The organism is Bradyrhizobium ganzhouense, assembly GCF_049949285.1.
Classification (GTDB): domain Bacteria; phylum Pseudomonadota; class Alphaproteobacteria; order Rhizobiales; family Xanthobacteraceae; genus Bradyrhizobium; species Bradyrhizobium ganzhouense.
On record NZ_CP181318.1, the window covers coordinates 3,881,176 to 3,893,938 of the forward strand.

At 60.3% G+C, this 12,763-nt stretch carries 10 protein-coding genes; 5 read left to right on the forward strand and 5 right to left on the reverse strand.

Annotated features, from left to right (window positions below; genetic code table 11):
• Positions 1-97 precede the first annotated feature (97 nt).
• Complete coding sequence (locus ACLFLU_RS17520) at positions 98-2,293, reverse strand: TonB-dependent receptor domain-containing protein (RefSeq protein WP_426413406.1); 2,196 nt, start codon at positions 2,291-2,293, stop codon at positions 98-100.
• Positions 2,294-2,670: 377 nt separating this feature from the next.
• Here ACLFLU_RS17520 and ACLFLU_RS17525 point away from each other — a divergent pair, with 377 nt between their 5' ends.
• Positions 2,671-3,321 (forward strand): hypothetical protein, encoded by a 651-nt coding sequence (locus tag ACLFLU_RS17525; protein WP_426413407.1) that lies wholly within the window; start codon positions 2,671-2,673, stop codon positions 3,319-3,321.
• Between the two features lie 664 nt (positions 3,322-3,985).
• Here ACLFLU_RS17525 and ACLFLU_RS17530 read toward each other — a convergent pair.
• Positions 3,986-5,335, reverse strand: coding sequence for a protoglobin domain-containing protein (locus ACLFLU_RS17530; RefSeq protein WP_426413408.1), 1,350 nt, complete (start codon positions 5,333-5,335; stop codon positions 3,986-3,988).
• A gap of 102 nt (positions 5,336-5,437) precedes the next feature.
• A complete protein-coding gene (locus tag ACLFLU_RS17535; RefSeq protein WP_426413409.1) occupies positions 5,438-5,692 on the reverse strand; it encodes a hypothetical protein in 255 nt (84 codons plus the stop codon).
• Positions 5,693-6,051: 359 nt separating this feature from the next.
• On the opposite strand from ACLFLU_RS17535, the gene ACLFLU_RS17540 reads away from it, so the two are divergent.
• The 4 genes from ACLFLU_RS17540 (at position 6,052) to ACLFLU_RS17555 (ending at position 9,454) form a co-directional block, all read left to right on the forward strand.
• Positions 6,052-6,300 (forward strand): hypothetical protein, encoded by a 249-nt coding sequence (locus ACLFLU_RS17540; protein ID WP_426413410.1) that lies wholly within the window; start codon positions 6,052-6,054, stop codon positions 6,298-6,300.
• Positions 6,293-7,318 carry a GGDEF domain-containing protein gene (locus ACLFLU_RS17545; protein ID WP_426413411.1) on the forward strand — a complete coding sequence of 342 codons (1,026 nt, stop codon included), beginning with the start codon at positions 6,293-6,295 and terminating at the stop codon, positions 7,316-7,318. Before ACLFLU_RS17540 ends, ACLFLU_RS17545 begins: the two co-directional genes overlap by 8 nt.
• A 295-nt stretch (positions 7,319-7,613) precedes the next feature.
• A complete protein-coding gene (locus tag ACLFLU_RS17550) occupies positions 7,614-8,324 on the forward strand; it encodes a LuxR C-terminal-related transcriptional regulator (RefSeq protein ID WP_426413412.1) in 711 nt (236 codons plus the stop codon).
• A 146-nt stretch (positions 8,325-8,470) separates the two neighbouring features.
• Positions 8,471-9,454, forward strand: a complete 984-nt coding sequence (locus ACLFLU_RS17555; protein ID WP_426413413.1) for an AraC family transcriptional regulator — start codon at positions 8,471-8,473, stop codon at positions 9,452-9,454.
• Positions 9,455-9,611: 157 nt separating this feature from the next.
• Here ACLFLU_RS17555 and ACLFLU_RS17560 read toward each other — a convergent pair whose 3' ends face one another.
• Both ACLFLU_RS17560 and ACLFLU_RS17565 read right to left on the reverse strand, forming a co-directional pair.
• Positions 9,612-11,489, reverse strand: coding sequence for a TRAP transporter large permease subunit (locus ACLFLU_RS17560; protein WP_426413414.1), 1,878 nt, complete (start codon positions 11,487-11,489; stop codon positions 9,612-9,614).
• Positions 11,486-12,511: a TRAP transporter substrate-binding protein gene (locus tag ACLFLU_RS17565; protein ID WP_426413415.1), complete on the reverse strand. Its 1,026-nt coding sequence runs from the start codon at positions 12,509-12,511 to the stop codon at positions 11,486-11,488. The genes ACLFLU_RS17560 and ACLFLU_RS17565 overlap by 4 nt, the downstream gene beginning before the upstream one ends.
• Positions 12,512-12,763: the final 252 nt, after the last annotated feature.

The window sequence follows — 12,763 nt, forward strand, 5'->3', positions numbered from 1 at the left end:
CATGTCAGATTTTTTCAGGATTTGTGACGGCCGGTCGGTGTCGGTTGCCTTAGCGCCGGTCGGCGTAGCGGCGTCGATGCCGCAAGCTCCGCTGCGATCAGAATCGTGCCGCCACCGTCAGCCGCACCGCGAGGGGCTCCGCCGGATGGACGTGACGATCGGCGACACCGTCGATGGGTTCTCCTGGCAGGCGCGACAGATAATAATATTCGATCTGGTTGGTCTGGGCGTTGAAGAGGTTGAGCACGTCGAGCTGCACCCGCAGACCATTGTCGAACCTGTAGCCGGCGCGCGCATTGAAGATCAGCGACGACCGCGAACGGACGCTGTCGTCTTCAATGAGAGGGCGCGGACCGAAATAGCGCGCCTTCAACGCGCCGAACCAGCCGGTGTCGCCGCCCAGCGTAATCGCGCTGCTGGCCACCCACGCCGGTGCGCCGGGGATGCGGGCCCCGGCGGAGTCGAAATCGGTGAAGCGGGCGTGCGTCTGGGCGACGTCAAGATCGACCGTCATCCACGGCAATGGCTTGTACTGGTTCGTCCACTCGATGCCGACGCGGCGGCTGGGCCGGCTCGGTTCCGTCGTGCCGGCGTCCCCGACGAACAACAGCTCCGAGTCGAAATCGAGTACGAAGATCGCCAGCGAGCTGGTGAGACCGTCGATCACTTTGGTGCGAATGCCGAGTTCGGCGCCGCGCGAGCGCACCAGCAGCGGCACGCGGTCGAGCGGAGTCACCTTGTCGTTGGGATCGACGGTGATGGTCGCGCCGCGGATATCGTTGCTGTGCAGGCCGTAGCCGGCATTGCCGTAGAACTCGGTCTTGTACCAGGGGCCGAGCACGAGACCGGCCTTCGGGCTCGCCATCGACGCCTGTGCGTTGCCCGAATTTTGCGGCGTATCGCTGAAGACGTGTCCGACGAAAAAATCCTCGCGGATGCCGACCGTGGTGCGCAGCCAGTCGGTCCAGCGCGTGGTCGTGTCGGTCCAGAGGCCGACATTGCCCTCCTGCACGCGGTCGTCGCGCACGGTCGAGAGCCATGAACGCTGCTCCGTCTTGAACAGGCCGACATGGATATCGTCATAGCGGCTCTGCACCCCGACGCGGGTTTGCATTTCGAGAGCGGCAAAGCGCCAATCGAACGTATGCCGCGCATCGACGCCGCCGAGAGTCCGAGCGTCGAGTTGGCTGAACTGGTCGCCATTGACGGGGTTGTCGAGAAAGTAGGTGAAATTGTTGAACAGCCGCAGGTCGGAGCGCACGACATACGCGCTGACATTGGTCTGTCCGTAGTCGCTCGACTGCGCCCAGTTGCTCGACAGGCTGAATCGGCTGGAGGTACCGCCATCGGTTGGATCGAGCGTGCCGAGACGGTTGATCAGGCCCTGGTCAATCGCGCGTTGCGGGACCTGGTCGGTCGAATTCCAGCCATTGGAATAAGCCATCGCCGTCAGCGTCAGGCCGTCGGTCGCGGTGCCCTGGCTGTAGCGCAGGACGCCGTTCAGCTTGCGGACATCGTCCGGCACGTCCCACGGTCCGTCATACTTGCCCGCCTCAAACGCCGTCAGCAGCGTGCCATCGCCAACGCGGGTCGATCCCACCGCCAATGCGCGCCGATAGCCGAAACTGCCGAAGGTCATCTCTGCGATGTTGTTCGGCAGCTTGTTGACATAGTCGATCGCCACGGCGCCGGCGGAAGCGAAGTCGCTTTGGTCGGCGAAATACGGTCCCTTGCGGACGTTGACCGATTGGATCAGCTCGGGGATCAGGAAATTGATGTCGGCGTAGCCTTGCCCATGCCCGTGCGTTGGCATGTTGACGGGCATGCCGTCGACGCTGATTGCGAGATCGGTGCCGTGATCGAGATTGAAGCCGCGCAGGAAATATTGATTGGCTTTGCCCTCGCCGGAGTGTTGCGTGACGATCAGGCCCGGCACCACTTCCAGCGCCTCGCCGGGCCGCGAGAACGGGACCGCGTTCACCTCGCCGCCGCTAATGCGAATCGCACTGGCGACGGTCGGCATTAAGCCGGGCGAACCGACGGCCGCCGTACCGGCCGCGACGCCGCCTTCGGTCGGGCTGTCCCCGCGAGCGGTAGCCCGATTGCGCGGATCCCCGCTCTTCGGCGGTCGTTTGCGAGCGATGCGTTTGGGGTGCGGATCGTCCGGCGCCGCGACGGTGACCGGCGGAAGCTCGGCGGGCGCGCCCGCGCTGCTCTCGTGGGCCGGGGCCGGGAACGTGCAAAGAGCGGACGATGCGGCGGCGGAAAACACCCGCAACAAGACCCTAGGCACCACGAAATCTCCGCACGACAACCATTGCAGTTCAACAACAAAGCCGCACTATGGCAGCCGAGTATGACGATCCGGAAACAATATCATACTAGGCTCCGGCTGCCATCGCGAATGGCGAATTGATGCAATCACCGCGCCGCATTGCCGGAGGCTCGGATCCCCAAATTCATCTGCGCGCTATTGCAGGCGGGGTAGCGCGTTGAAACACCGCCAAGGTGATCGCCGCTTCGCACAGGTGTCACATGGGTGACCGATAAGCCTTGCTTCCCTCGGCGATCTGACGCCTGAACAAGCGCTGCTTGTCTCGCGTGCGCAGGCCGTCAGCTTTCCATGACTGAGAATCTTGCGCTGCTGGCAATTGGCTGATGACGAGGGACATGAAAGCGCATCGGGCGATATGGCGGATCTCGGTATGGCTCGCGCCCATGCTCGCCGTTTCCGCCCCGACCTTTGCGCTGCCGGCGGATTTCTCGGATGTCGACGTGCCAACTTTCGTCGTGCCGGCGCCCGACCGCTCACTTCCGGAGGTTCCCGCAACGTCGGCACCGGTAGTCAGTCCGGTGGCTCCATCGCCGTCTGCCGTGAGACGGGAGGCGATGCGGGGCAATCCGCTCTGGGCGGTCCCGCTCTCAATGCTGTCGGAGACGGGCGATCGACCGATCTTTTCGGCCTCACGGCGACCGCCGCCACCCGTGGCTTCGGTATCTGCGTCGAGCGCGCCGCCGCCGCCGATCCCGCCGCAGGCTGAGTTGCGCCTGGTATTGGTCGGAACTGTTATCGGCGATGATCAGAGTGTTGGGATTTTTGTCGACGAGAAGAGCAAGACCACACTGCGCCTGAAGCTCGACGGCAACTATCAAGGCTGGAAACTTCTTTCGGTGCATCGCCGGGAGGTGATCATGGCGCGCGGGGACCTGACCGAGACGTTGGAGCTCAAAAGACCAGGCGCGGGCGGGTCCGCAAACGAGTCGGCGGTTGCGGAAAGCACGGTGAAGCGCGGAAGCTCGCACACGGCTCAGTACGACTAGGGCCAGCCAATCCGATCGACGTTGGTGTCGAGGATTGGATGTGCAGCAAGTGAGTTGTCAGAATCTGCTGCCCGGAACGAGTTGCGCGCGTTCAAGATGAGCCCGGATCGCCTGTCGCTCGATATCGATCCAGCCATGCTCGTGGATCTTGGCCGCATCTCTGCGTCGCGCTGGTGATCCAATTTCATCATGCCTCTCACGTTCTATTGAGTCGTTTCCTCAACTGCGCTCACGTTGCTGCGCATGTGACCTATCCATCCAGACGCTGGAGGATGCGGACGTGCGGATCTCGTCGTCAATACCGCGCTCAGTAACATCGATTCCGAAAGAGGTAGGCATGAGATGAGGCGACTGAAAGCTCCCAGCGCTGTCCCGTAGTTCCTTCTGAAGTCTCCGTTGAGCTTCGCAATCTTCGACAACTCGGAAGATGCCTCGGCGTCGTCCGCTATTGAGCTGGTTCCTTGCGATAGTTGGACCAGCACCTTATGAACCACTGTTTTGCCCGACGGCGCAAGTGGAAATTTCGGTATATCAAAAGATGTCAAAACGGCGCAATTGACGGTTCTCGGTAGCGCGAGCCACGGCGTGTCTCCAGCGCGGTGAAAACTCGACGGAGATCCCGATCCTTGCGCGGCGTTTCAGGCGAAGGTCTGCGTTTCGTTCATCAAGCGGCCCGCACGTTCTCGAGGAACCTATGAACTTCCACCCGAAGAGCCTGGGCCTGTTTGGCAAGCTCGATGGAGGCGCCTTGGACTTTGGTTGCACCTTCTCCGGTCCGTGAGGCAGCGTGGGCGACGCCGGCAATGTTCGATGTTACCCCGGTCGTTCCTGTCGAGGCACGGCTAACAGATCCCACGATCTCATTTGTGGCCGCATTCTGCTCTTCAATGGCGGCGGCGATCGCGGAAGCAACGGCGTCGATTTGGTGAACGGCATTGGTAATACCGTTGATCGCGTCAACCGCATGGCCTGTAGAGGCCTTGATTGCAGAAATCTTAGCCGTGATGTTGATGGTCGCGCTAGCGGTTTGATTGGCGAGAGCCTTCACTTCTGACGCGACAATAGAGAAGCCTCGGCCAGCGTCCCCGGCTCGCGCAGCTTCGATTGTTGCGTTAAGCGCAAGCAAATTCGTCTGGCTGGCAAGATTGGAGATTGTGTCGACGATTTCGCTTATCCCGGCTACGACCTCCGTTAGGTCGGTCACGGTCGAAGCGGCACTTACGGCATTTTCGACAGCGGCCCTCGACACCTGCACGGAGTGGTCGACCTGCCGCGCAATCTCCTGTACGGCAATACCAAGTTGCTGAGCTGATGCGGCGACTGTCGAGACGTTGGTCGCGGCGTCTTCGGCTGCTTTTGAGACAGCTACCGATTGCACGGAAGTTTCTCCCGCAGAGGCGGTTAGCTGCGCTGCGGTTGATTGCATCTGATCCGCCGCAGCAGAAAGAGAGCCAACGACTGTACCGACTGAGGTGTCGAACGTATTCGCTAACGCCTCGAGCATTGTTCGACGTTCTCGGCGACCGGTGTCAAGATAGACAGCAATCGCGAAGTCGATGTCCAGCATGAGCGCCCGGGCGAGAGCCTGTTGCAAAACGGTGGCATCATCCTTCCCGCGAATCTTGAAGAAACCAGCTCGCTTGTCTTTCGCAATTTTGGCGATCAGACTCGCGAGCAGGAAATTGTAGCCACCGATATACCATTTCGGTTCAAGACCAATCTTGTTGTGCACCTCGCCGATCTTGGTGACAGAGGCGACGTAGCGCTCCCCGAAATCGCCCTCGGTAAGGATTTCCCAATGCCGAATTTGCATGGCCTTCGCATGCTGCATGTGTTCACGGCTTCTGAAGAACTGTGCTGCTTCCGGAAAATTGGCAATGTGATTGTAAAACTCGTCGAGCGCGGCTGGCAAGATCGCTATAATGTAGGACTTGTTGGCCTTCAGAAGCGCACTCGTCTCAGAATCAATGCCGTGGAAGCGCAGCCGCATACGATATTCGGTGGTGTCATTCATTACCGTCACTCCACGTATAGGTGTCGAACTTTCGAACCGCCGCGTACCTGGAAGGGTCCAGCCCGCTCGAACGCATAGGCAGTATTCACAGTGTCCGGCCACTTAACGTGGATTTAATTGTGGGCACAGCGTCGAAGTATTGATGCGCATACTGTCCGCATTCTTCGTGATTTGTCCTTTGGTAGAGCCAATGAGCTTAATTCGGATGTCGTGCAGCGCAGGTCCGTAGGTGCAGGGATGCGTATTCGTGCCTTCGTCCATGCGACCGACCGGAATCGGCGAGGGGGGTGATATGGTGGCGAGCAGCCAGGAACCGGTGGTGAGCGAGAAGGCGATCGGTACTCCAGCCATTTCCATGCACCGAGCCCCCTGAAGAAGACGACAATCACATGGTGCTGGAGACCGGTCAGTGCTCGTGCAGAAAGACAGTGCTGCGGGCCTCTATCGCCGTCTGTAGCGGCGCGCCGGACAATATCGCCGGTGCCTCGCGAAGGTTCAGGCTTGCGCTCAGGAGAGCAACCTTTCATGTGAACAAGCGGATCTGACGCATCCCCACCGAACAGCGTCAGTCAGTTGCATCGCACGTTACTTTCATGCGCGTATTGTCTGTTCTCTTCGCGATATGTCCTCTTTCGCGGTCTGATTGCGTCTAGTGGGGGACTCTCTCTTGATAGGATGGCAGGCTTGGCCGCGAATTGCAGAAATCGATGATCTCCATGTCAAAGCCCGACGACGAAACAACGCTCTCGCCGATCAAACCAGTTAGCGTTGATCTGCAAGCTTGGGGGTTAGTTGATCCGCGTAAACCCTTGATGTCTGCGACTTTTGATTCGTTTGGTGGCTGCGGCATTCACGCGGTTCATCGATGTTCCCATGGAATGCGCGAATTAATGAAGTTTGAAGCCCTGTTGCGTACCACTCGAAGGGCCAATGCCTCCTCGCCTGTGTTTATCGAACATGAGTGACACCTCGTCAGACGAAATCGATTTGGAGTACTCTTGCGCAATTGCCAATCGCGCAATGAGGTTTATGGCGCAGCAGGATGTCCCGCCGATCCCGGAAAATTTCATCGTCTGGTATACCTATTCAGCAGGCGCCAGCGCGGAGCTTAAACGAACAATCGACGTGCTGCTTACAAACAAGCGGAAGTTCGATTCTGAAACGAGCCACGAACTCAATGCACTGGTGACCGGAACATCATCAGCAAGAGTAGACCAGCGCCTCTCGGAGCGCATATCTGGAGTTATCAACACAGTTCAAAGACTGTTGGTCGAGGCGGCGGAAGGCAACCACCAGCAAATTAGCTCGATTAAGGGGGTGGTAGAAAACGTGGGAGCCGTCGATAGTCGCGTCCTTCTGCGCACGTTGGTCAGCGAGTTATCGGCGGCGGCATCGCGCGCCACGAGCTTGGAAAAGGAGTTGGCGGAGAGGTCGAGTGAGCTGAAGGCTATTCGGACTTCTTTCGAGGTCGCAGAGAAGCGTTCAAAGACCGACAGCGTGACAGGGTTACCGAACCGGCGTGGTTTGGATGAATTCCTTCGCTCCAAGCAGATCGTGGCTATGGAGCGCGGTGAACCTTTGTCGATATTGATGATGGACATTGATCATTTCAAGCGCTTCAACGACGAATTCGGTCACAGCGTCGGAGACCAGGTGCTGCGGTTGATCGCGACCACCACGAGCAAGGTTATCGGTCCTGAGGGCATGGCCGCTCGATTTGGGGGCGAAGAGATAGTCGTGGTACTGCCGTGCACTGAACTGACTGCGGCGGCCGTTGTTGCCGAGCGCACTCGCAGATCAATTTCGGAGTGCCGTATCACTCGTCGCTCGACCGGCGAATTTCTTTCCGCTGTCACCGTGTCCATTGGAGTTGCGCAATTTCGACTTGGCGAGTCGATGGCTGAATTGATCGACCGGTGTGACCAGGCGCTCTACCAAGCGAAGCGAAGCGGACGAAATCGGATCGAGATGGAATCGAATTGATCGGAGAAGCTGAAGCGCATTCGGCGATGAGTCGACGATAGTGCAAGCTAAATGATCTTTGTCGCGGCCGCTCGGCGCAAATGGGCGCGGGCAGCTGGTGGTGATGCCCGCGGCGCCTCGCTGTGGAAGAAGCTGTCGCTCGTGTGAACGGTCGTCTCCCGAGGTGGGTGGCGTCGGGCCTGCGGCTCACCGTCACAGTGCAGATATTGGGAGTTGCGCCTCCAGAAAATGTGGTTTCATTATCCCAAAAATGGGGTTAGTCACAATCCAGGATTGTGGAAGGCGATTCGTTGAAATGGATTCTCGTCACGAACACTTCAGATTTCGCGCTGCTGATCTCGAATTGGCCGCTCGATGCCAAAGGCTTGTTGGAAGCACAAAGGTCGTCGTTCCCTTCGACCACATTCTTGTGTCGGGATTGGATGTTGACGGTCTGAGGGTGGGATCCGGCACGTTGTTGCTGAGCAGTTTTCCAGACTCGTACCTGGAGACATACTATTCCGAGGGGTGCGCGTCCTACGATCCCCTTGTTGCGCTCACCCTTTCAGCGAAACGACCGGTGACGGACGAGGAGGCGTGGCGCGAGAGGAAGGCGGATGCGAAGCATCGGCGGCTTCGCAATTTGATGCTTTACCACGGAATTCAGAACCGAACTGTCGTCCCGCTCACGCGCTCTGGGCGTACTTACGGAACTGTCGTCGTGACATGCCGGCGCTCTTTGACGGATACGGAGCGAGAGTATTTACAATTTATAGCTGAGCCACTTCACGATGCGACATCGGAGCCTTACGCCGACGACGTGCGCGCGAGGCTCCACCTGACCAGAGGAGAAATTCAGTGCATCGCCTTAGCGTCGCGCGGGCTCACAAGTGAAGCGATCGCTCAGCAGAGCGCCTATTCCCTCGAAACCGTCAACAGCTACCTGAAGTCCGCGACAAAGAAGCTAGGGGCATCAAACCGAACTCACGCTGTCGTTGAGGCCATAAGGCGGAAGCTGATTTCGTGAGATGATCCGGCGGTATCCGCAATCGATGATGCGAAGCGACTGCAGGCGCATCCGGCGTTCCTCGAGCGGTCCGGCTATATGCAGAGCTGGTAGTCGATAAACTCCGCGTGTCCCCTGAATTCGGCTGCTAGCGATAAGGAGGAACGATGCCAAAACGGGCACTCGCCCGAGCGTCTCAGGTCGTTGTGAACTTCGAGCAACAAGACGCCGACGGGTTGGCCGAACTTATTTCTCAGCGCTTTGCCCCGGTGACGATCGTACCGCTGCGGTCTGCCGATCGATTTACAATGTCGGGCAGCTACGGCTCGGTCGCCGGGATCGACTTCAGCAGGAGCCGGGTGACAGGTGAGTTCAAGCTGACGCCGCAATACCAGTATGACGGTGTGTTCTTTTTCTTTCCAACAGCAGGGAGTCTCGTGTTCCATCAGAGGCGGGGTACCTTTGCGAGTATGCCGACAATTGCGGTTGCAGCGGAAGGAACGGCATGCCGATCGATGGAGTTCTTGGACAACCACGAATTCTGTGGCTTGGTGATCAGCCGGGCTGTGCTTGCAGAGCGATTGTCGGTTCTCTTTGGTCGTCCGGTCGTCGAGAAATTGACGTTTGAGACGTCGATTGACATGACCTCGAGCGAGGCGATCGCTCTGAGGTCTCTGGTGACGTGCGTCACCGGCTCCGAGTTCGGGGTGCAACTCAATAGATCGCCTTTCACGGCCGAACGGGTGCAGGAGGCGCTTGTCGACATGGTGATCGAGACTTGGCCAAACAACTATTCCGAGATCCTGCGACGGCCACCGACGATGATAGCCCCGCGGCATGTCAAACTCGCTGTCGACTTTATTCATGATCACGCCGCCATGCTCCCGAGCGGGACCGAACTTGCGTCCTTGTCCGGCGTGAGTCTGCGTGCGCTGCAAGCCGGCTTCCGGCGCTTCGTGGGCGTGTCTATCGCAGCCTATCAGCGCCAGCTCCGCCTGGAGCGCGCTCGCGCTGACCTGCTGCGCAACCCGGCAGCCTCGGTCGAGGAGGTCGCTTTGCGCTGGGGGTTTACGAACACTGGCCGTTTCAGCCGTTACTTCAGGGAAGCGTATGGCGTTTTCCCGACGCAGATCATTCGCCGCAAAGTCTGATCAGGTGCGAGAGGTAGCCGTCAATCACGACAATACCGGCCATCTCCACGTGCATGTCATTGTCTGAGGCAAGGACGATCTGAGCGAAGAAGGGTGTTGCGCCTCCGCGATGTGAGGTGCGCCAGGAGAAGCTCAGGATGTCTGAACGAGTTCCGGGTCACAAGAAGCCGGTGGAGATCCATGGGATGAACGTGATCACCACGAGGCCCGCGAGTAGTGCGCCAAGATAGATCCAGATGCGCTTGAGCCCCGCCTCGGGCGGTACGCGACCGATGATGCAGGCGGCATAGTAGCATAGGCCGAAGGGCGGAGCGAACAGGCCAAGGCCCATCGCGAGGATCACCACCATCGCATAGTGCACCTCGTGAATGCCGAGCTGCCGGGCGATCGGGAACAGCAGCGGCCCGAACAACACAATGGCGGGAATCCCTTCAAGGACGCTACCGAGTACGATAAAGGCGAGGATTGAGACGAGCAAGAAGCCCGCCGAGCCGCCAGGGATGCGCGCCATAAGCGACGCGAGATCATGCGAGAAGCCGGACTGGGTCAGTGCCCAGGCCATGGCGCTCGCAGCCCCGACGATGAACAGGATTGCACCCGAGAGCGCAGCCGTCTGCACCAGCATGGGCAGCACTGCTTTCCATGTCAGCCCGCCGCGATAGAAGATCAGCCCGGCCACCAATGCATAGGCGATGCCAATGGTTGAGACCTCGGTCGCTGTGGCCACTCCCTCCACCACTGCGGTTCGGATGAGGAAAGGCAGGAGCAGGGCTGGCAACGCCACAGTCAGCGTCTTCAGGATCAGGGCGTTGGAGGCGCGGGGCGCGGGGGATGCATCTTCCTCCTGGCCAGCACGGTAGCGGGCGACGAATGCGAGGACCAGCGCCAGCACGATGCCCGGCAGGATACCGGCCGTGAACAGCGCGGCGATCGACACGCCTGTGACCGAGGCGATCGCGATGAGTACGATCGAGGGCGGAATGGTCTCGCTCATGGCCCCGGAGGCCGCAAGCAACGCGATCAGTTCGCCATCCTTCATGCCGCGCTTGCGCATTTCCGGAAACAGGACCGGGGCGACCGCCGCCATGTCCGCGGTCTTCGACCCGGAAATGCCGGAGACCAGCAACATGGCGCCGAGCAGCACATAGGACATGCCCGCGCGCACATGGCCGAGCGCGGAGGCGAGGAAAGCCACCATCACGCGCGCCATGCCGGTGACGTCTACCATCTGGCCGAGCAGCACGAACAGCGGGACCGCGAGCAGGATGAGGCCGCTCATGCCTTCGTCCATGCGTCCGACCACTACGGTCAGCGGGGTCGAGGTGGTCGTGAGGAGATAGGCGGCGGTGGCGAGCGAGAAGGCGAACGCGATCGGAACGCCCGCCATCACCGCGATGCCGAGCAGTCCCACGAAGAAGACGACAAGCGCTCCATGGCCGAGATCGGTCAGCGCCGGTGCCGCGAAATAATCTCCGCCGGCCACCATCGCCATCAGCAGCAACACGCCAGCGATGTCACGAGGGGGGCAGCGAAGAAGCCGCAGGCAGGCGCTCAGCAAGGCGACGGCGCAGCCGACCGGGATGGCGAGCGCGCGCACCACGCCGGACCAGCCGAGCGCGGGTGTTTCGACAAATGACTGGTCCTGCACGTACTCCAGCGCTGGATGAAAGACGAGGATGAGGAACAGGACGACTGCGCTGCTCCCAAGCGTCTCGGCCCACGCCTGCGCCCGGCGCGGGAACTTGGCGACGAAGAAGGTGAGCCGCATATGGCCGGAGCGCTGCACCGCGATCGCGCTGCCGAGCATGGCGAGCCACAGGAACAGAATGGAAGCGAGTTCGTCCGTCCAGACGATGGGCCGGTGAAACAGCGCCCGCGCCACGATGCCGACAAACAGGATCACCACCTCCGCGACCACGACTGCGGCGGCAGGAATTTCGACGCACAATCGAAGCGCTCGCTCGAGGCGGGTCTCGTTCGCCTCGAGCGAGGTAGCGAGCCCTGCCTGGTGTGCACTCTCCGTCGCGACGCTCACGACAGGGGCCCAACCACTGCTTCAAGGGCGGCCCAGTTCTCGGCGCCGAACTTCTCGCGCCAGTCCTTGTAGAAGCCGGCTTTTGACAGAGCCTGACGGAACGCTTTGCGTTCGGGCGTCACAAACGTGAGGCCCTTGGCTGTGAGTTCGTCCTTAAGGGAGGCGTTGAGGCGCGTCACGTCAGCACGCTGCTCCAGGGCGGCGCGGTCGAACTCGCGGCGCACGACCTCCTGGATGTCGGATGGCAGACGCGTGAAGGCGCGGCGATTGCCGAGGAGCCAGAAGGGGTCCCAAATGTGGTTGGTCTCGGAGGCGTATTTTTGCACTTCGTAGAGTTTGCCAGCTTCGATGGCGACAAGCCCATTCTCCTGCCCGTCCACGAGCTTGGTCTGGAGCGCGGTGTAGAGCTCGTTGAAGTTGATCGAGGTGGGATTGGCACCAAGTGCCTGGAACAGCGATGTGAAGATCGGCGAGACCGGCACGCGAATGTGGTAGCCCTGAAGATCTGTGGGCGTCTTGATCGGCTTGGCGCTTGACGTGATGGAGCGAAAGCTGTTGTCGGCGGCCTTCGATACGGCGATCACGCCGGTCTTCTCGATCTGGGCCCGGACGACCTGGCCGACGGTGCCATCGATGCCCGGCCACACCTGGTCGTAGTCTGAGAAGGCGAAGCCCACGTTCGTGATGGCCGCCACCGGTGCGGTGGTGGAAAGAACCGAGCCTGCAATATTCAAAAACTCGACGCCGCCGGTCCGTACCTGGGTGAGCAGATCGGTGTCCGAACCGAGCTGGCTCGCTGGGAAGAAACGGATCTCGAGCCGCCCGCCTGTCGCCTCACGGATGCGCTGAGTCGCCTGTTCGAGGCGCGCATTGATGGGCTGAGTCAGCGACTGCCCGGTCGCAAGCTTGTAACTGAACTCGGCGGCGCCGGCGCGGCGGGTGTGGATCGCCGCCAGCGGTATAGCTGCTGCGCCCGCGAGGACAGTGCGGCGCGAAAGGCCAGGGCGGGAATGAGTCGTCATGGTCTCCTCCTTGTATGAGGCGACGCGCTGCCCTCCAGCGCAACGTCAACCGTCGCGCCGGTGTGGACTGGCGAACCTCGTCTTGAGCGGGCCATTGCGGGCCCGCTATGTGCAGAAGCGGTGGCGTTTCCTGTTTCGGGCCGTGCCGGCTCGGGTCGCGGTGTGATCCACCGTCCTTATTTCGGAAAATGACGGTAGGAAGTCTGTCCGTGAAGCACAATACAGTTTAATTTCGAGATCATTTAGCTGAGC